The 17,125-nt window shown below is 69.0% G+C and carries 21 protein-coding genes; 4 read left to right on the top strand and 17 right to left on the bottom strand.

Annotated features, from left to right (window positions below; translation table 11 throughout):
* Positions 1-12 precede the first annotated feature (12 nt).
* From ACSQ14_RS09330 to ACSQ14_RS09310, 5 genes are all read right to left on the bottom strand, one after another.
* A complete protein-coding gene (locus tag ACSQ14_RS09330; RefSeq protein ID WP_436011964.1) occupies positions 13-348 on the bottom strand; it encodes an integration host factor subunit alpha in 336 nt (111 codons plus the stop codon).
* Positions 349-416: 68 nt separating this feature from the next.
* Complete coding sequence (locus ACSQ14_RS09325; protein ID WP_436011962.1) at positions 417-1,397, bottom strand: beta-ketoacyl-ACP synthase III; 981 nt, start codon at positions 1,395-1,397, stop codon at positions 417-419.
* Positions 1,398-2,453 carry a phosphate acyltransferase PlsX gene (gene plsX, locus ACSQ14_RS09320; RefSeq protein WP_436011960.1) on the bottom strand — a complete coding sequence of 352 codons (1,056 nt, stop codon included), beginning with the start codon at positions 2,451-2,453 and terminating at the stop codon, positions 1,398-1,400.
* A gap of 139 nt (positions 2,454-2,592) precedes the next feature.
* Positions 2,593-3,114, bottom strand: coding sequence for a YceD family protein (locus ACSQ14_RS09315; protein ID WP_436011958.1), 522 nt, complete (start codon positions 3,112-3,114; stop codon positions 2,593-2,595).
* Positions 3,111-3,638: a ubiquinol-cytochrome C chaperone family protein gene (locus tag ACSQ14_RS09310; RefSeq protein WP_436011956.1), complete on the bottom strand. Its 528-nt coding sequence runs from the start codon at positions 3,636-3,638 to the stop codon at positions 3,111-3,113. Before ACSQ14_RS09310 ends, ACSQ14_RS09315 begins: the two co-directional genes overlap by 4 nt.
* Positions 3,639-3,744: 106 nt before the next feature.
* Between ACSQ14_RS09310 and ACSQ14_RS09305 the strand changes: the two genes are divergently transcribed.
* Entirely contained in the window at positions 3,745-4,233 is a 489-nt protein-coding gene (locus tag ACSQ14_RS09305; RefSeq protein ID WP_436011954.1) for an outer membrane protein assembly factor BamE, read from the top strand.
* 97 nt (positions 4,234-4,330) lie between these two features.
* On the opposite strand, the gene ACSQ14_RS09300 is transcribed toward ACSQ14_RS09305, so the two are convergent.
* A complete protein-coding gene (locus ACSQ14_RS09300) occupies positions 4,331-6,460 on the bottom strand; it encodes a sodium-translocating pyrophosphatase (protein ID WP_436011952.1) in 2,130 nt (709 codons plus the stop codon).
* A 204-nt stretch (positions 6,461-6,664) separates the two neighbouring features.
* Positions 6,665-7,090 carry a hypothetical protein gene (locus tag ACSQ14_RS09295; protein WP_436011950.1) on the bottom strand — a complete coding sequence of 142 codons (426 nt, stop codon included), beginning with the start codon at positions 7,088-7,090 and terminating at the stop codon, positions 6,665-6,667.
* A 104-nt stretch (positions 7,091-7,194) separates the two neighbouring features.
* Here ACSQ14_RS09295 and ACSQ14_RS09290 point away from each other — a divergent pair, with 104 nt between their 5' ends.
* Positions 7,195-8,181 (top strand): retroviral-like aspartic protease family protein, encoded by a 987-nt coding sequence (locus ACSQ14_RS09290; protein WP_436011948.1) that lies wholly within the window; start codon positions 7,195-7,197, stop codon positions 8,179-8,181.
* Here the strand turns inward: ACSQ14_RS09290 and ACSQ14_RS09285 are convergent.
* From ACSQ14_RS09285 to glyA, 9 genes are all read right to left on the bottom strand, one after another.
* Positions 8,178-8,675: an isoprenylcysteine carboxyl methyltransferase family protein gene (locus ACSQ14_RS09285; protein ID WP_436011946.1), complete on the bottom strand. Its 498-nt coding sequence runs from the start codon at positions 8,673-8,675 to the stop codon at positions 8,178-8,180. The two genes, ACSQ14_RS09290 and ACSQ14_RS09285, sit on opposite strands and share 4 nt — an antisense overlap.
* Entirely contained in the window at positions 8,672-9,718 is a 1,047-nt protein-coding gene (locus ACSQ14_RS09280; RefSeq protein WP_436011944.1) for a type III polyketide synthase, read from the bottom strand. The genes ACSQ14_RS09285 and ACSQ14_RS09280 overlap by 4 nt, the downstream gene beginning before the upstream one ends.
* Before the next feature lie 78 nt (positions 9,719-9,796).
* Positions 9,797-10,744 carry a thiamine-phosphate kinase gene (thiL, locus tag ACSQ14_RS09275; RefSeq protein WP_436011942.1) on the bottom strand — a complete coding sequence of 316 codons (948 nt, stop codon included), beginning with the start codon at positions 10,742-10,744 and terminating at the stop codon, positions 9,797-9,799.
* Positions 10,731-11,180 carry a transcription antitermination factor NusB gene (gene nusB, locus ACSQ14_RS09270; protein WP_436011940.1) on the bottom strand — a complete coding sequence of 150 codons (450 nt, stop codon included), beginning with the start codon at positions 11,178-11,180 and terminating at the stop codon, positions 10,731-10,733. The genes thiL and nusB overlap by 14 nt, the downstream gene beginning before the upstream one ends.
* Complete coding sequence (gene ribH, locus ACSQ14_RS09265) at positions 11,177-11,644, bottom strand: 6,7-dimethyl-8-ribityllumazine synthase (RefSeq protein ID WP_436011938.1); 468 nt, start codon at positions 11,642-11,644, stop codon at positions 11,177-11,179. Before ribH ends, nusB begins: the two co-directional genes overlap by 4 nt.
* Positions 11,645-11,682: 38 nt before the next feature.
* Positions 11,683-12,273, bottom strand: a complete 591-nt coding sequence (locus ACSQ14_RS09260; RefSeq protein ID WP_436011936.1) for a riboflavin synthase — start codon at positions 12,271-12,273, stop codon at positions 11,683-11,685.
* The gene (locus ACSQ14_RS09255; protein WP_436011934.1) at positions 12,274-12,918 is read right to left on the bottom strand and encodes a RibD family protein; all 645 of its coding nucleotides are present in this window, start codon (positions 12,916-12,918) and stop codon (positions 12,274-12,276) included.
* Between the two features lie 9 nt (positions 12,919-12,927).
* Positions 12,928-13,404, bottom strand: coding sequence for a transcriptional regulator NrdR (nrdR, locus tag ACSQ14_RS09250; RefSeq protein WP_436011932.1), 477 nt, complete (start codon positions 13,402-13,404; stop codon positions 12,928-12,930).
* Positions 13,405-13,623: 219 nt separating this feature from the next.
* Positions 13,624-14,913 (bottom strand): serine hydroxymethyltransferase, encoded by a 1,290-nt coding sequence (glyA, locus tag ACSQ14_RS09245; RefSeq protein ID WP_436015395.1) that lies wholly within the window; start codon positions 14,911-14,913, stop codon positions 13,624-13,626.
* Positions 14,914-15,120: 207 nt separating this feature from the next.
* On the opposite strand from glyA, the gene ACSQ14_RS09240 reads away from it, so the two are divergent.
* Both ACSQ14_RS09240 and ACSQ14_RS09235 read left to right on the top strand, forming a co-directional pair.
* Positions 15,121-15,552, top strand: coding sequence for a MucR family transcriptional regulator (locus ACSQ14_RS09240; RefSeq protein ID WP_436011930.1), 432 nt, complete (start codon positions 15,121-15,123; stop codon positions 15,550-15,552).
* The gene (locus ACSQ14_RS09235) at positions 15,553-15,801 is read left to right on the top strand and encodes a hypothetical protein (RefSeq protein WP_436011928.1); all 249 of its coding nucleotides are present in this window, start codon (positions 15,553-15,555) and stop codon (positions 15,799-15,801) included. It begins immediately after the preceding gene.
* 15 nt (positions 15,802-15,816) lie between these two features.
* On the opposite strand, the gene hemA is transcribed toward ACSQ14_RS09235, so the two are convergent.
* On the bottom strand, positions 15,817-17,049 hold the full coding sequence (hemA, locus tag ACSQ14_RS09230) for a 5-aminolevulinate synthase (RefSeq protein ID WP_436011926.1): 1,233 nt from the start codon (positions 17,047-17,049) through the stop codon (positions 15,817-15,819).
* Between the last annotated feature and the right edge of the window lie 76 nt (positions 17,050-17,125).

Genomic DNA, 17,125 nt, shown 5'->3' with positions numbered 1-17,125 from the left:
GCTAGCGGGTCTTCACCGCGAGAGGGCGCGGTCGACCCGCGCCTTCATGACCTGGGAGGCGCGGAAGCCGATCACGCGCCGGGGCTCGATCGCCGCCGGCTCGCCGGTCTTGGGATTGCGCCCCATCCGCGCGTTCTTGGCCCGGACCTGGAAGACGCCGAAGCCGGACAGCTTCACCTGCTCGCCGCGTTCGAGCGCCTGGGCCATCAGCTCGAGGACGCGTTCGACCAGCTCGCCGCAATCCTGGCGGGTCAGGCCCACTTCCTCGTGGACCGCTTCGCAAAGATCCGCGCGGGTGACAGTCCCGCCCTTGGTCTGTTGCCCGTTTTCTGCAGCGACGCTGTTCATGCCCCTTGATTGTCCCATCAGGTCAAAGACTTCAAGGCCCCGTTTCGCAATCCCCGTTAAGGAACCTGTCAGAAACGCACCACGCAAGCGCCCCAGGTCAAACCGCCGCCCATCGCCTCCATAAGCAGCAGATCGCCCTTCTTGATGCGTCCGTCGCGCACCGCGGCGTCCAGGGCGAGCGGGATCGAGGCGGCCGAGGTGTTAGCGTGCTCGCTCACCGTGGTGATCACCTTTTCCTCGTCGATGCCGAGCCGGCGGGCGACGCCCTCGAGGATGCGCAGGTTCGCCTGGTGCGGGATGAACCAGTCGACTTCACTGATCTCCACTCCGGCGTCGGCCGCCGCGGCGACAATGGCGTCGGAGATGTTCACCACGGCGTGGCGGAAGACCTGGTTGCCCTGCATCCGCAGGTGGCCGACCTGGCCGGTCGTCGAGACCCCGCCGTCGACGTACAGCAGATCCTGCTTGGTCCCGTCGGCCATCAGCGCGAAGCCCAGCATGCCGCGGTCGGTCTTGGCCCCCTCGCCGTCCATGGTCTCCAGCACGACCGCGCCGGCGCCGTCGCCGAACAGCACGCAGGTGCCGCGGTCGGTCCAGTCCATCAGCTTGGTCATCTCTTCGGCGCCGATCACCAGCGCACACTTGGCGCGGCCGCGGGCGACGAAGCCATCGGCCACCGACAGCGCATAGACGAAGCCGGAGCACACCGCCTGGACGTCGAAGGCCGGCCCCACCGGGCAGCCGAGCTTGCGCTGGACAATGGTCGCCGTGGCCGGGAAGGTCAGGTCCGGCGTGGTGGTCGCCACGATGATCAGGTCGACGTCCTGCGGCGTCCGGCCGGCCGCCTCGAGCGCGCGGCGGGCCGCGGCGACGGCCAGGTCGGAGACCGGCTGGTCGGCGGCGGCGCGACGGCGCTGGCGGATCCCGGTGCGTTCGGTGATCCACTCGTCCGAGGTTTCGACGATCTTGGCCAGTTCCTCGTTGGTGACGATCGTCTCCGGCAGGTAGCCGCCCACCCCGGTTACGACGCTACGCAGGACCTTCGACACTTAGACGCCTCCTTCGGCAGCCTGCCCGCCCTGCTCGGCCAGGGCCGACGGCAGCCGCCGCATGTTCTGTTCGATCTCGCTCGAAATGTCGCTGCGCGCGAGATCGGCCGCGACACGCACCGCGTGCGCATAGTCGGCCTGCCCCGCCCCGCCATGGCACTTCAGCACCAGGCCGTTCAAGCCCAGCAGCGGCGCCGCCGGCGGCGGGCTGAGGCGGTCGCGGAAGCGCCGCAGCGACGGCTTGGCGAGCGCCGCGCCAAGGGTGCCGCTGAGGTTGGAGGTCAGCGCGGCCTTCAGTTCTTCGGTAATGAAGCGGGCGGCGCCCTCCATGGCCTTCAGCGCCACGTTGCCGGTGAAGCCGTCGGTGACCACCACGTCGACGACGCCGCCGGTCAGGTCGTCGCCCTCGACGAAGCCCCTGTAATCGAGATCGAGGGCGCCGAGGCGCAGGATGCGGTTGGCCTCGCGGACTTCCTCGTGGCCCTTCATCTCTTCCGAGCCGACGTTGAGCAACGCCACCGTCGGCCGGCTCACGCCGTGGGCGGCGCGGTGGAAGGCCTCGCCCATGATGGCGAACTCGATCAGCCGCTCGGCGTCGCAATCGACGTTGGCGCCGACGTCGAGGAAGGTGGTGAAGCCGCGCGGCGTCGGCAGGCTGGCGACCAGCGCCGGCCGGTCGAGGTCGGCGCTCATCCGCAGGATCAGCTTCGAGATCGCCATCAGGGCGCCGGTGTTGCCGGCCGACAGCGCCGCAGAGGCCCGGCCCTCGCGCAACGCCTCGACGGCGTGCCACATCGAGGTGCCCTTGCCGCGCCGAAGCGCCTGGGCGGGCTTCTCGTCCATGCCGATCACGCGCTCGGCGTGGCGCACCTCCGCCCGCTCGGCGAGACCGCGGCAACGCGCGATCTCGGCGTTCAACACCGTCTCGTCGCCATGCAGCAGCACGCGCACGTTGGACGGCAGCGTGGCCAGGGCCTGCGCGACGGCGGGAATCACCACGGACGGGCCGTGGTCTCCGCCCATGGCGTCGATTGAGATCACCAGAGGTTCGGTCAAGGCGGCCCTTAGGTCCTTAGCGGCCCGGAGCATCGGGCGTGCGCCCAACAATGCCCGTGCTCAACAGTTAATCCGCGCTCGCGCCGGAGGAATCGCGGCGACGATACGCCGGGCTATCGGCGAAGAAAACTCCGCCCGCTCATGGCTTTGGCGTCTTCAGCGCCTTGAGCACCGCAAAGGGCGATTCTTCCTGCGTCGGCGACTTGTAGTCGAATTCCGCGCCCGGCTTGCGCGGAAACGGATCGATCTCCAGCGCCAGGTGCTCGACCAGATAGGCGGCGACGTCGATGGAATCGTCCTCCAGCACGTCGGGCGGATCCGGCGCGTCGAGCTCGAGTTCGACCTCGGGGCCGCTCTCGCCCGGGGCGTTGGGGCTGCCGGCGGGGACCACGCGAACATCGATCTGCCCGTTCAGCGGCTGTTCGAACGGCTCGAGCGTGACCGAGCACAGCTGCTCGATCGTCGCCCGGAAGCGGCCGCTGAGCTCGGCGCCGTCCAGCCAGGGCTTCACCGTCACCTCGGCGCGCAGGGCCGGCAGGCTCTCCAGCCCGAGGTCGTGGGCGATGCGCGCGCGCTCGGCCGCGTCAGGCTCCAGTTGCAGCGTCACAGCGCCGCGGCTGAGTTCATGCAGCCGGATCGGCCGGGCCCAGGCAGTGCTCACGACGGTCTCCATTCGACGCGGCCTTCCAGCAGCGCTTCGATCGGTTGGGCGGCGAGATGTTCGCGCTGGGCCAGCACATAGTCGGCCAGCGCCGGCGCCGCGCTCGCATCGGCCTCGGCGTAGACGGTCCGCGTCAACAGGTCGCGCAGCGGCTGCGTGTCCGGCAGGGCCGCGAAGGCCGTGTGGTAAGATTTCACCCGCCCGAAAAAGGCTTCGCCGAGCTTGCGCATCTTCTTGCCGACCGTGAGATCGCCGACGCCCATCTCGCGCAGGGCATGGTCGAGCGCCTTCGCATAGGTGTCGAACAGCGCCTGGTGCGTCGCTTTGACCCGCGCCTCAGGCGGGTTCAGGCGGTCCAGCAACAGCACGACGTGCAGGCTGTAGAGCTCGAATCGGCCCTCCACCGTGTCGGGCGCGCCTAGGGATTCGTACAGGGCGGGCGTACGCGCCTGTTCGACCACGGCGGCATAGAGCGCGTGGCCAACTTCGCGGGTTGGATGGGGTCGGAACAGGCGTTTCAGCATCTTAGCCTCGATTTCGCCCAGGCCCGGGACTAAAGGCGGCATTGAACTAAGGGGCGGCGAGCGATAGGTCAAAGCCTCCAGAGCTAGGAACGGGCCTTAATTGCACATGTTTCGCCGCGTCCTCATCGCAGCCTGCGCCGCCGGCCTGCTCGCCACGGGCGCCTGCGCGCCAATCACCAGCTATTCCGGCTTCCAGACCATCGACGCCGATCCCGCCAAGGACGTGAAAGTCGGCGGCGACACCAAGTCGACCGTCCGCGCCAAACTCGGCTCGCCGTCGGCCACCTCGACCTTCGATCCGAACGTCTGGTTCTACATGAACCAAGTGAAGGAGCGCGTCGCCTTCCGTCGGCCTAAGGTGGTCGAGCGGCACGTGACCGCCATCGCCTTCGACAAGGAGAGCGAACAGGTCACCGGGGTGAATAACTACACCCTCAAGGACGGCCGGGTGGTCGCCTACAACGATCGCGAGACGCCGACCCGCGGTCGCGAGCTGACGATCCTCGAACAGGTCCTGGGCACCGTCGGTCGCGGCGCCATGCTGCCGAGCGACGACGAGGGCGTCCCCGGCGGCCGCCCGGGCGACCGGCGCTAACCGCTCGTCCTTCGGCGCCCGGCGACGGGCGCCCCCAACGCAAAAGCGCCCCGGAGATCGCTCTCCGGGGCGCTTCCGTTTCAGCTCAGCGCGTTGATCAGCCCACCACGCCGTGAGCCAGCACCGCCAGCAGCAGCAGGGCCACGATGTTGGTGATCTTGATCATCGGGTTCACCGCGGGGCCCGCGGTGTCCTTGTAGGGGTCGCCGACGGTGTCGCCGGTCACCGCCGCCTTGTGCGCGTCGGAACCCTTGCCGCCGTAATGACCCTCTTCGATCAGCTTCTTGGCGTTATCCCAGGCGCCGCCGCCCGACGTCATCGAGATGGCGACGAACAGGCCGGTGACGATCACCCCCATCAGCATGGCGCCCAGCGAGGCGAAGGCGTTGGCCTTGTCGGCGATGGCGTTGATGACGAAGAACAGCACGATCGGCGAGGCGACCGGCAGCAGGCTCGGCACGATCATCTCGCGGATCGCCGCCTTCGTCAGGATGTCGACGGCGCGGCCGTACTCCGGCTTCACCTCGCCGGTCATGATCCCCGGGTTTTCCTTGAACTGACGCCGCACCTCGGTGACGACCGCCTCGGCCGCCCGGCCGACCGCGGTCATCGACAGGCCGCCGAACAGGAACGGCAGCAGGCCGCCGAACAGCAGGCCGACGACCACGTAGGGGTTGGAGAGGTCGAAGGCGATCGTGCCCACGCCGTCGAAGAACGACCCCGGCGCCGCGTTGGCGGTGAAGAACTTCAGGTCCTCGGTGTAGGCGGCGAACAGCACCAGCGCGCCGAGGCCCGCCGAACCGATCGCATAGCCCTTGGTCACCGCCTTGGTGGTGTTGCCGACCGCGTCCAGCGCGTCGGTCGAGACGCGCACTTCCGGCGGCAGGCCGGCCATCTCGGCGATGCCGCCGGCGTTGTCGGTGACCGGGCCGAAGGCGTCGAGGGCGACGATGAAGCCGGCCAGCGACAGCATGGCGGTGGTCGCGATGGCGATGCCGAACAGGCCCGCCAGGTTGTAGGCGACGATTATGCCGACGATGATCGACAGCGCCGGCAGCGCCGTCGCTTCCAGCGACATGGCCAGGCCCTGGATGACATTGGTGCCGTGACCCGAGACCGAGGCCTTGGCGATCGACTTCACCGGGCGGAAGTTGGTGCCGGTGTAGAACTCGGTGACGACGACGATGGCGGCGGTGACCGCCAGGCCGACGACGCCGCACCAGAACAGGTCCAGGCCGCTGAAGGTGACGCCGCCGACGGTCGTGACGGCGCCCGGGACCATCCGATTGGTCACCCACCAGATCGCCCCCAGCGAGAGCACCCCGGTGACGATCAGGCCCTGGTAGAGCGCGCCCATGATGTTGCGGCTCCTGCCCAGGCGGACGAAGAAGGTGCCGATGATCGAGGTGATGATGCAGACGCCGCAGATCGCCAGCGGCAACAGCATCATGGTCCCGACGTCGACCATGCCGCGGAAGAAGATCGCCGCCAGCACCATGGTGGCGACGACGGTCACCGCGTAGGTCTCGAACAGGTCGGCGGCCATGCCGGCGCAGTCGCCGACGTTGTCGCCCACGTTGTCGGCGATGGTCGCGGCGTTGCGCGGGTCATCCTCAGGAATGCCGGCCTCGACCTTGCCCACCATGTCGCCGCCGACGTCGGCGCCCTTGGTGAAGATACCGCCGCCAAGACGGGCGAAGATGGAGATCAGGCTGGCGCCAAAGCCCAGTGAGATCAGGCTGTCGACCACCTCGCGGCTGGTCGGCTCCAGCGCCAGCACGCCGGTCAGGATCCAGAAGTAGACGCTGACGCCCAGCAGCGCGAAGCCGGCCACCAGCATGCCGGTGACAGCGCCCGAGCGGAACGCCAGCGACAGGCCCTTCTCCAGCCCTTCCGAGGCGGCCTGGGCGGTGCGCACGTTGGCCCGCACCGAGATCAGCATGCCGGCGAAGCCCGCCAGCCCGGACAGTACGGCGCCAATCGCAAAGCCGATCGCCGAGAGCGGGCCGATCAGCAGGGCCACGATGATGAGGATGACCACGCCGACGATGGCGATGGTGGTGTATTGCCGCCGAAGATAGGCCTGCGCCCCTTCCTGGATGGCGGCGGCGATCTCCTGCATACGCGCGCTGCCGGCCGAAGCCTTCAACAGCACGCTGGTCTGCACGGCGCCGTACAGCACGGCCAATAGGCCGGCTACGATCACCAGCAACAGCGTCGAACTCATAAAAGCGCCCCTTTGCGTTTGCGCGGGGACGGGTCGAACCGCCGAATTCGCAGCGGCCGAATCTGAGATTTCCCGCCCCGGTTTCCCTAGTGCCGGGGCGCTACTTACTTGGCGCTCCAGCTTATTGACGGGCGGGAGGGTGCCAAGGATTGTTGACCTACGCAATGGTTGGCGCGCCAAGGCTCGGCGAACACCGAATTGCGATCAGCTCCGCGGCGCGCGCGCCCGGCGACTGGGCACCTGCGAGGTGACGACGATCGAGCGGATCACGTTGGGGCCGGTGATCGCGCTCGCCGTCCGCATCAGGCTCGCGGTCAGCTTCGGCACGTCGATCTTCTCGTAGTCATTGGCCAGCGTGAACGGCGTCTGGTGTCCGGCGCGCACCAGGGCGTCGCGGAAGTACGGCTCACGCGCACGCCAGCGCGAGGTGTCGGCGCTGGCCGTCAAGTTCATGCGCACCGAGACGAAGATGTAGTTCACCAGTTGTCCGTCGATGACGATCGGCATCGCCACCGGCTGCAGGTCGACGTACTGGCCGACATTGGTCTCCGCCTTCTTGTCCGAGGCGGCGGCCGGGGCCGCGGCGAGCGAGACGAACGGCAGAAGACAGATCAGGCGGCGGCGGAGCATGCGGCCAGCCTAGATCGCGACAGGTTTCCGCGCGGTTTCTCGGCAAGACCCAAGCGAAACCGAAAGACCCGTGATATTCTAGGGACTTGGGAGGAAGCAGGCGCATGTTGCCGACGCGCCGGGACGCGATCCAGACCCTGCTGGCGTCCGCCGCCGCCGGGCTGGCGCCGCTGCAGGCGTGGGGCCAAAGCCAGCCCGCCACGCGCCTCGGTCCGCCCAACGCTTCCAGCGCCCCGCCCGTCAGCGAGCCCGGGCCGCCGTCCGATCCAGACGGCGAAGTCGCCGGCGGGCGGACCGCCTTCGATCAGCTCACCGCGCCGGTGACGCTAAACGGGCAAGGCCCCTTCCCCTTCATCGTCGACACGGGCGCCAGCGTCTCCTGCGTCTCCAGCCAGCTCGCTGCGACCTTGGGACTGCCGCTCCACGATAAGCGGCCGGTGCACACGATCGTCGGCGTCAAGGCGCAGTCCGTGACGACGGTGGACGAGATGCGGGTCGGCGTGCGCCGGCAGCGGCGCATGCGCGCCCTCGCCATCCCGCTCGAACAGCCCGAGGTGCAGGGCGTTCTGGCGGTCGACTGGCTGAAGGGCCAGCGCCTCACCCTGAACTTCGCTAAGAACCGCCTCGAGTTCGCCGGCTCGCGCTCGGAGGAGAGCGCACCCGGCCAGGTCGTCGTCCCGGCGCGGCGCAAACACGGCCAACTGACCATCGTCGACGCCGACCTCGGCGATCAGCGCATCAGCGCGATGATCGATTCCGGCTCGGAGCTGAGCCTCTGCAACACGCCGCTACTCAACCTGCTCGACCGCCGCCAGGCGCTGCCGGCCCGCCGCCAGGTGATTGAGATGGTGACGGTCATCGGCGAACCCTTCTCAGGCGAGCTGATGTATCTGCCGTTCCTGCGCCTGGGCGGACTGCAACTCGGCAATGTCGCCGTGGTGCACGCCGATACCTATGTGTTCAAGATCTGGGGGCTGGAGAAGAAGCCGGCCATCCTGCTCGGGATGGATCTGCTGCGCGAGTTCCAGGCGGTGTCGCTCGACTTCGGCCGCTCGCAGGTGCGCTTCGACCTGCCGCCTGGCGCGCTCTAGCGTTTCGAGGTGGACCGCAAGGCGGCGTTCTCGGCCCGGATCCTGATCCACAGCACCACGGCGTTGAGCAGCGAGAACCCCAGGGCGTACGCCGGAAGACCAAAGACCAGCGGCAAGACGGCGACTTCTCCCGCCACGACCAGATAGTTCGGATGCGGCAGGAAGCGGTACGGCCCGCGGCGGACCAGCGGCTCGCCGGGCAGGGTGATGATTCGCGTGGTCCACCGGTCGCCAAGCGTGGACAGGGTCCAGAGGCGCAGCATCTGCAGCAGAGCATAAAGTGCCAGCCAGGCCAGGCTCGGCCGCCGGTCCCAGGCCAGCAGCCAGAGGCCCGCCAGCCAGGCGCCGTGCAGGGCGACGATCAGCGGATAGTGCCCGGCGCCGCTCTCCACCGCGCCGCGGGCCAGCAACCGCCGGGTGTTGCGGCCGGCGAACGCCAGTTCGCCGAGCCGCTGGGCGGTGACGAAGGCGAGGACGCCGATCGAGAGGATCATGGCGCCAGCAAGGTGGCGGTGCTCGCGGTGAAGCCGGGCCCGAGCGCCGTCAGCACCGTACGGCCGGTCAGGTCCGGGCGGGCGCGGTCCAGCACATAGAGCACCGTCGGCGCGGACATGTTGCCGTGCTCGGCGAGCACCGCCCGCTCGTGGACCAGCGCGCCCTGGCCCAGGTCAAGCGCACTCTCCAGCGCGTCGATCACCTTGGTCCCGCCCGGATGGCAAAGGAACCGATCGACGTCGGAAAGCGCCAATCCCTGGCAGCCGAGCATCGCCTCCATCGCCGGGCGCATGTGCCTGGCGGCGAACGGCGGGATCGACTGAGCGAAGATTACGCCGAGCCCCTCGGGATCCACCCGCCACCCCATGATCTCGAGTGTGTCGGGCCAGGTGTGCTCGGCCGCGCCGACCAGCTGAGCGAAGCCGCCTTCGCCGGCCCGCAGCACGCAGGCGGCGGCGCCGTCGCCGAACAGCGCGGTGGCGACGATGTCCGCCTTCGACGGCTGCTCCAGGCGGAACGACAGGGTGCAGAGCTCGAGACAGACGAACAGCACCGTCGACCCCGGCTCGGCGGCCGCCAGTCGCGCCGCCAGCGACAACCCGGTCACGCCGCCGGCGCATCCCAGGCCGAAGACCGGGACTCGCGCCGCATCGCTGCGAAAGCCGAGCGTCGTGGCGCAGCGCGCCTCCAGGCTCGGGGTGGCGATGCCGGTCGAGGAGACCGTCACCAGGGTGTCGACGTCGCGGCCGCGGACACCCGCCGCGGCGAGCGCGCGTTCGGCCGCTGCCCCGTAGAGCGCGCACGCGCCGCTCAGATAGAGCTCGTTTCGCTCGGCCCAGCCGCGCGGCTCGAAGAACCACTCGATCGGCGTCACCGCCTGGCGCACCCGGATGCCGGCGGTCTCGAACACCGGAGCCATCCGCTCGAACTGCGGGAATCGGGTCTCGAACAACGCACGGGCGGCTGCGAGCACGTCGCTTTGCAGGAGTTCGTGGGGCGGACTGGCGGTGGCGAGCGAAAGCAGCCCGACCGGCGTGCCCATTTCAGCCTCCGAAGCGCGATCCGCAGATCTTTCCGCCATTGAAACGCCCCGACGCCGCCGATGGCGCCGTCGCGCGGCCTACATGTGGCGCCAGCCGCCCTGGCCGGCGTCGACGATGCGGCCTGCGGCGCGCACCTCGACCCCTTCGCCGGAGGTGACCTCGCCGATCACCGCAAAGCCCGCCGGCTTCGGCTGGTCCGGACGGATGGTGCAGACCACCTCGTAGTCGTCGCCGCCGGTGCCAAGGCGGATCAGCGCCTCCTGCGGATCCGGCTGCTGCTCGAGCCAGGTGGCGGCGGAGCGCGACAGCGGGATCTGGTCGAGGTCGACGATCAGCCCGACGCCGCTGGCTTTGGCGAGGTGGCCGGCGTCGGCCACCAGCCCGTCGGAGACGTCGGCCGAGGAGGTCGCCCAGGCGCGCAGGGGCTTGCGCAGGTCGAGCCGCGGCTGCGGCAGGCGGTAGCGGAAGGCCAGGAAGCCGTCGGGATCGGAGATCAGGCCCTGCACCGCCGCCAGTCCCAGGGCGCCGTCGCCGATCGTCCCACTGACCAGCAGCCGGTCGCCGGGCCGCGCGCCGGCGCGTCGCACCATCCGCCCCTGCGGCACCCAACCCATGGCCGTCAGGCTGGCGGTGAACGGCCCGTCGGTGACCACCGTGTCGCCGCCCAGCAGGTGCAGGTCGTAGCTCTCCAAGTCGGCGGCCAGCCCCATGGCGAAGCGCTCGCGCTGGCGGGCGTCGAAGCTGGACGGCCAGGCCACCGCCAGGAAGCAGCCGAACGGCTCGGCGGCCTTGGCCGCCAGGTCCGAGAGGTTCACCCGCAACAGCTTGCGCGCGACCAGATCGGGCGCTTCGCCGCGCAGGAAGTGCACGCCCTCGACCAGCGCGTCCTTGGTCACCACCAGGTCGTAGCCGGGACGCGACGGCACCACGGCGGCGTCGTCCAGCAAATCGAACGCGCCGGGCGCCCCCCGGGTCAGTGGCCGGAAGAGGCGCTCGATCTCGCTGAATTCGTCAGCGCCGGACATCCTGCGCCACTCCGTCGAGGGCCCCGTTGACGAAGCCGGGCTCCGGGCCCTCGAAGAAGGACTTGGCGAGCTCGACGTACTCGTCGATCACCACTTCGGTGGGCACGTCGGCCCGATGCGTCAGCTCGTAGGCCCCGGCCCGCAGGATGGCGCGCACGGTGGCGTCGATCCGCTCCAGCTTCCAGTTCTGCGCGAGCCGGCGAACCACGGCCTTGTCCACTTCGCCCTGATGGGCGACGACGCCGCGAACTAGGTCGGCGAAGAAGGCCTCATCGGCGCCGGCGAGCGTCATGTCCTCCAGGTCGCGGTCGAACCGGTGCTCGCTGAATTCGCGAATCACCGCCTCGGCCCCGACGCTCGAGACCTCCATCTGGTAGAGCGCTTGGACCGCCGCGAGGCGGGCCACCGAACGCGCCTGACGTGCCGCGCCGGTCACGGCCGGCCGCCTTGGAACTGCTGCTTCAGGGCGATCATGGTCAGCGCCGCGCGCGCCGCGCCGCCGCCCTTGTCGCCCTCGCTGATCCGCGCGCGGGCCCAGGCCTGCTCCTCATCCTCGACGGTCAGCACCCCGTTGCCGATCGCCAGGCCCTTGCCGACGGTCAGGTCCATGATGCCGCGGGCCGACTCGTTGGAGACGATCTCGAAGTGATAGGTCTCGCCGCGGATCACCGTGCCCAGCGCCACATAGCCGTCGTAGTGGATCTCGCCGGTCGGGCGGTGGGCGCTGGCTTCGGCGATGGCGATCGCGCCGGGAATCTCCAGCGCGCCCGGCACGGTCACCACGTCATAGGCTGCGCCATAGGATTCCAGGGCGTCGACCGCCCCGCGCAGCATCTCGTCCGCCAGGTCCGAGTAGAACCGGGCCTCGACGATCAGAACGCGGATCTGAGTGTCGCTCATCTTCGGCAGTCGTCCTTGAAACTACAATCGCCGACGCTTTAGGCCGTTTCGCGCCAGCGGGCGAGATAGCGCGCGAGCATATCGATCTCGAGATTGACTCGCGCCCCCGGCGCAAGCCCGCCGAGCGTGGTGACGTCCCAGGTGTGCGGGATCAGATTCACCCCGAAAACGTCGTCCTCGACCTCGTTCACGGTGAGCGAAACGCCTTCAACGGTGATCGAACCCTTCGGCGCGATAAAGCGGTGCAGCGGCCGCGGCGCGCGGATCTGGATGCGGTGCGACCCGCCCTCGGCCGCCACCGACAGCACCTCGCCCACGCCGTCGACGTGGCCGGAGACGATATGGCCGCCCAGTTCGTCGCCGACTCGCGCGGCGCGCTCCAGGTTCACGCGCCGCCCTTCGGTCCAGTCCGACAGGGTGGTCATGTCGAGCGTCTCGCCGGAGACCTCCACCGCAAACCAGCGGTCGCCCTTCTCGACGACCGTCAGGCAGCAGCCGGCATGGGCGATCGACGCGCCGATCTCCACGGTGGAGAGGTCATAGACCGTCTCGATCTCGAACCGACGGTCGCGGTTGGTGTCGCGAACCGCGCGCACGCGGCCGACGTCGGTGACGATCCCGGTGAACATTCAGATCCTCTCGTAGCGCTCCCAGAGGTCGTCGCCCAGTTCGCGGACCTCGGTACGGCGAAAATGCGGTGCATCGGCGAGACCGGCGACGGCCAGCGCGCCGATGGCGGGACGCCCCTCCCCGCCGATGACGATCGGGGCGCGGAACCACTCGACGGCGTCCACTAGGCCACAGCGCAGGAAACTCGCCGCCACCTGGCCGCCGCCCTCGACGAACAGCCGCCGCAACCCTTCGCGCGCCAGCGCCTCGAGGACGGCCTTCAGTTCCGGCCGGTCCTCGCCCAGGGCCGGCGCCTGCAGCACCCGCACGCCGGCGTCCGTCAGCCGCGCCTGCGGGGCCTCGGTCGCCACCAGATAGGTCGGAATCTCGCGCGCCGTCTGCACCAGCTTGGCTGTGGTGGGCAGGCGCTGCCGGCTGTCCAGCACCACCCGGGCCGGCTGCCGCCCGGCATAGCCCGGCAGCCGCACGGTCAGCTCGGGATCGTCGGCCAGCGCCGTCTCCGCGCCGACCAGCACGGCGTCATGCTCGGCCCGCAACTGGTGCACGGCCGCGCGCGACCGCTCGCCGGTGATCCACTTGCTCTGGCCCGCGGCGGTGGCGATCCGGCCGTCCAGCGAGGTGGCGAGCTTGAGGGTGACGGACACCGCCTGCCCCTATTGCTCGATCGGCTGCTCGGACTCGCTCAGGCCTTCCTCGCCCAGGAAGCGGGCGAAGTCCTGGGTCTCGCGGAAGTCGCGATAGACCGAGGCGTAGCGGACATAGGCCACGTCATCGATCTGCTTCAGCTGCTTCATGACGAGTTCGCCCACGGCCGAGGACGGCAGCTCGGTCTCGCCCATGCTCTCGAGCTGGCGGACAATGGTCGAGATCATCCGCTCCACCCGTTCGGGATCCACCGGCCGCTTGCGCAGCGCGATGGAGACCGAGCGGGCGAGCTTGTCACGGTCGAACGGCGTGCGCCGGCCGGACCGCTTGAGGATCGTCAGCTCGCGTAGTTGCACGCGCTCGAAGGTGGTGAAGCGGCCGCCGCACTCCGGGCAGAGCCGGCGACGACGGATCGCCGCGCCGTCTTCCGACGGACGCGAGTCCTTCACCTGGCTCTCTTCACTGCCGCAGAACGGGCAACGCATGGGCTAGTGTCCCGAATTCGAAGTTCGCCAGGGCAGATGAAGGGCGCGAGTGAACTTCGACATCGAAACGAACACTCGCATCTCCTCAGCTAGTGCGCTTCCCGGCGGTGAAGTTCGCGCCGCACTCGTTCCGAATGTAGGCGAACTTCATAGCCAGCGCACTAACGCCCCTTGCGGCCGCTGCACCGCTGACAGCTGTCAGCTGTCAGCTGTCAGCTGTCAGCTGTAGATGGGGAAGCGTTTGGTCAGCGCCAGGACTTCCGAGCGCACCTTGGCTTCGACGGCGGAATTGTCGCCGCCCGTCGCCACGCCATCCAGAACTTCGCCGATCCACTTGCCGATCTGACGGAACTCGCCCACGCCGAAGCCGCGGGTGGTGCCGGCCGGCGTGCCGACGCGCAGGCCAGAGGTCTGCATCGGCGGCAGCGGGTCGTAGGGGATGCCGTTCTTGTTGGTGGTGATGCCGGCCCGCTCCAGCGCGTTCTCGGCGTCATGGCCGGTGACGCCCTTCGGGGTCAGGTCGACCAGCATCAGGTGGCTGTCGGTGCCGTTGGAAACGATCTTGAAGCCGGCGGCCTGCAGGCTGTCGGCCAGCGCCTGGGCGTTCTCGATCACCTGGCGGGCGTAGGCCTTGAACTCCGGCCGCAGCGCCTCGCCGAACGCCACCGCCTTGGCGGCGACGACGTGCATCAGCGGGCCGCCCTGCAGGCCCGGGAAGACCGCGGAGTCGATCTTCTTCGCCAGCTTCTTGTCGTTGGTCATCACCATGCCCCCGCGCGGACCGCGCAAGGTCTTGTGGGTGGTGGTGGTGACGACGTGGGCGTGCGGGAACGGGCTCGGATAGGCCCCGGCCGCCACCAGGCCCGCATAGTGGGCGATGTCGGCCATCAAGATCGCGTCGACCTTGTCGGCGATCTCGCGGAAGCGCGCGAAGTCGATCTGCCGCGAATAGGCCGAGCCGCCGCAGATGATCACTTTCGGCTTTTCGGCCAGCGCGATCTCCTCGGCCTGGTCGTAGTCGATCAGGTGGTCCTGGGCGCGCACGCCATAGTGCACCGGGCGGAACCACTTGCCAGACTGGTTGACGTTCTTGCCGTGGGTCAGGTGGCCGCCGGAGGCCAGGTCCATGCCCATGAAGGTGTCGCCCGGCGTCATGGTGGCCATGAAGACCGCCTGATTGGCCTGGCTGCCCGAGTGCGGCTGGACGTTGACGAACTCGCAGCCGAACAGCTGCTTGGCGCGCTCGATGGCGAGGCGTTCGGCCTCATCGACCACTTCGCAGCCGCCGTAATATCTCTTACCCGGATAACCTTCGGCGTACTTGTTGGTCAGCACCGAACCCTGCGTCTCCAGCACCGCCTTGGAGACGATGTTTTCGGACGCGATCAGCTCGATCTGGTCCTGTTGACGCTGCAGCTCGCCCTGCAGCACCTTGGCGAGATCGGGGTCGGTCTCGCTGACGCCGCGGGTGAAGAATTCGTCGGCGGAGGACTGGGCTTGAACGTGCAGAGTCAAAGCAGCGCCTTTCCGGGGGGCTTTGGAGGGAACGAACGGACGCCGCTCTTTAACCGGTTGCGGCCGCCGTTCCAATGTCTGAGCGTGCGCGCCCTACAGCTTCTCAGGAACCAACCTCTACATCCCCGCGTTGCGGTTGAACTCCGGGGCGCAGCTGTGCGCGCGGCCCGGGTGCTTGCTGGTGTGAAATAGGGGGAGTTGATGAGCGTAGGACCCGACCCCGACGGCCGCTCCCCCGAGGAGCTGCTGCGTCTCGGGGCCGAGATCGTGGCGGCCTATGTGAGCCGCAACACCGTCTCTGCGGAAGCTGTGCCCGACATCATTCGCACCGTGCACCACGCGCTCGAGGGTCTGTCCCGCGGCGCGCCGCCGCCGGTCGAGGAACGACCGAAGCCGGCAGTGCCGATCTCCCGCTCCGTGCAGCACGACTTCATCGTCTGCCTGGAGGACGGCAAGAAGCTGAAGATGCTCAAGCGCTACCTGCGGTCGCGCTACGACATGAGCCCCGACGACTATCGCCGGCGTTGGGGCCTGCCCGCAGACTACCCGATGGTCGCGCCCGCCTATGCGGCGCGCCGGTCGGACTTCGCCAAGCAGATCGGCCTCGGCCGCGGCGTTCGGAGACGCAAATAGATGCCCCCCGTCCGTGCCCCCGGGCTGCGCCCGTTCAACGAGAGCGGCTACGAGATCCTCGACGACGACTTCCTGGCCAAGGGCGAACTGATCATCTGGTCGATCGACCCGCTGCCGCCGCGGCTGGGCGACCTCTATACCCTCCACAGCCACGGCGCGCTGCACGAGGTCGAGGTCGCTGCGGTGACGCAGATCAAAGGCGGCGGCTGGAGCGCCCGCTGCAAGCTCTACGGTCTGGTGGAGAGCTAGCCTCCTAAGCGACGCCTAGGCGGCGATGCCGCCCATGCGCTTGATGTTGCAGTGGGCCCAGAGCTTTTCCATCGCCCGGGCCAGGTCGTCGATCATCGCATCGGTGTGCGCCGGCGATGGCGTGAAGCGCAGCCGCTCGCCGCCCTTCGGCACCGTCGGATAGTTGATCGGCTGCACGTAGATCCCGTGGTCGGCCAGCAGGATGTCGCTGATCAGCTTGCAGTGGGTAGCGTCGCCGACCAGCACCGGGACGATGTGGCTGACCGAGGACTCCATCACCGGCAGCCCGGCCTGGACCAGCCGGGCCTTCAGCGCCGCGGCGCGCGCCTGGTGCGCCTGGCGCACCTCGTCGTGCTCTTTCAGCCAGCGGATCGAGGCCGCCGCGCCGGCCGCCAGCGCCGGCGGCAGCGAGGTGGTGAAGATGAAGCCGTCGGCGTAGCTGCGGATCGCGTCGATGATCACCGCGTCGGCGGCGATGTAGCCGCCCATCACCCCGATCGCCTTGCCGAGCGTGCCCTCGACGATGTCGATCTGGTCCATCACGCCGTCGCGCTCGGCGACGCCGGCCCCGCGCGGGCCGTACATGCCGACCGCGTGCACCTCGTCGATGTAGGTCAGCGCCCCGTACTTCTTGGCCAGCGCCACCGTGCCGGCGATGTCGGCGATGTCGCCGTCCATCGAATAGACGCTCTCGAAGGCGATCAGCTTCGGCGCATCGGCCGGGGCCTCGGCCAGCAGCTCCTCGAGGTGCGCCAGGTCGTTGTGGCGGAACACCTTGCGCTGCGCCTTCGCGCCGGCGCGGATGCCGCTGATCATCGAGTTGTGGTTCAGCGCGTCGGAGAAGACGATCAGCCCCGGCAGGATCTTGTACAGCGTCGACAGCGTCGCCTCGTTGGAGACGTAGCCGGAGGTGAACAGCAGCGCCGCTTCCTTGCCGTGCAGGTCGGCCAGCTCGGCCTCCAGCTCGACGTGGTAGCGGGTGGTGCCGGAGATGTTGCGGGTGCCGCCGGAGCCGGCCCCGGCTTCCGCCAGCGCCTGGGTCATGGCGTCCAGCACCACCGGGTTCTGGCCCTGCCCGAGATAGTCGTTGGAGCACCAGACCACGACCTCCTGGGTCGTCCCGTCGGCCTTGGTCCAGGTCGCCCGCGGAAACTCACCGCGGTGACGCTTCAGGTCGGCGAACACCCGATAGCGGCCTTCGCTGCGGACCTGGTCCAGCGCAACCCGGAATGCGTCTCTGTAATCCATCCGACCACCTCGACATCCCGGCTCAGCCAGGACGCCATGCCATAACATATCTCGCCCTACGAGGCGCCTCAGGGAT

It is taken from the genome of Phenylobacterium sp. LjRoot219 (assembly GCF_964252995.1).
In the GTDB taxonomy this organism is placed as follows: Bacteria; Pseudomonadota; Alphaproteobacteria; order Caulobacterales; family Caulobacteraceae; genus Phenylobacterium.
The sequence above is the reverse complement of the archived record's forward strand: the minus strand, read 5'-3'. Positions and strand labels throughout refer to the sequence as shown.

What these genes read in the sequence shown, in the direction of transcription:
- ACSQ14_RS09300 (WP_436011952.1), bottom strand. Translation starts at nt 6,460, where the DNA reads ATGAGTTCGACGCTGTTGCTGGTGATCGTAGCCGGCCTATTGGCCGTG.
- ACSQ14_RS09260 (WP_436011936.1), bottom strand. Translation starts at nt 12,273, where the DNA reads ATGTTCACCGGGATCGTCACCGACGTCGGCCGCGTGCGCGCGGTTCGC.
- nrdR (WP_436011932.1), bottom strand. Translation starts at nt 13,404, where the DNA reads ATGCGTTGCCCGTTCTGCGGCAGTGAAGAGAGCCAGGTGAAGGACTCG.
- ACSQ14_RS09285 (WP_436011946.1), bottom strand. Translation starts at nt 8,675, where the DNA reads ATGATCCTCTCGATCGGCGTCCTCGCCTTCGTCACCGCCCAGCGGCTC.
- ACSQ14_RS09310 (WP_436011956.1), bottom strand. Translation starts at nt 3,638, where the DNA reads ATGCTGAAACGCCTGTTCCGACCCCATCCAACCCGCGAAGTTGGCCAC.
- ACSQ14_RS09240 (WP_436011930.1), top strand. Translation starts at nt 15,121, where the DNA reads ATGAGCGTAGGACCCGACCCCGACGGCCGCTCCCCCGAGGAGCTGCTG.
- ACSQ14_RS09305 (WP_436011954.1), top strand. Translation starts at nt 3,745, where the DNA reads ATGTTTCGCCGCGTCCTCATCGCAGCCTGCGCCGCCGGCCTGCTCGCC.
- ribH (WP_436011938.1), bottom strand. Translation starts at nt 11,644, where the DNA reads ATGAGCGACACTCAGATCCGCGTTCTGATCGTCGAGGCCCGGTTCTAC.
- ACSQ14_RS09295 (WP_436011950.1), bottom strand. Translation starts at nt 7,090, where the DNA reads ATGCTCCGCCGCCGCCTGATCTGTCTTCTGCCGTTCGTCTCGCTCGCC.
- ACSQ14_RS09290 (WP_436011948.1), top strand. Translation starts at nt 7,195, where the DNA reads ATGTTGCCGACGCGCCGGGACGCGATCCAGACCCTGCTGGCGTCCGCC.
- ACSQ14_RS09330 (WP_436011964.1), bottom strand. Translation starts at nt 348, where the DNA reads ATGAACAGCGTCGCTGCAGAAAACGGGCAACAGACCAAGGGCGGGACT.
- ACSQ14_RS09280 (WP_436011944.1), bottom strand. Translation starts at nt 9,718, where the DNA reads ATGGGCACGCCGGTCGGGCTGCTTTCGCTCGCCACCGCCAGTCCGCCC.
- ACSQ14_RS09235 (WP_436011928.1), top strand. Translation starts at nt 15,553, where the DNA reads ATGCCCCCCGTCCGTGCCCCCGGGCTGCGCCCGTTCAACGAGAGCGGC.
- thiL (WP_436011942.1), bottom strand. Translation starts at nt 10,744, where the DNA reads ATGTCCGGCGCTGACGAATTCAGCGAGATCGAGCGCCTCTTCCGGCCA.
- hemA (WP_436011926.1), bottom strand. Translation starts at nt 17,049, where the DNA reads ATGGATTACAGAGACGCATTCCGGGTTGCGCTGGACCAGGTCCGCAGC.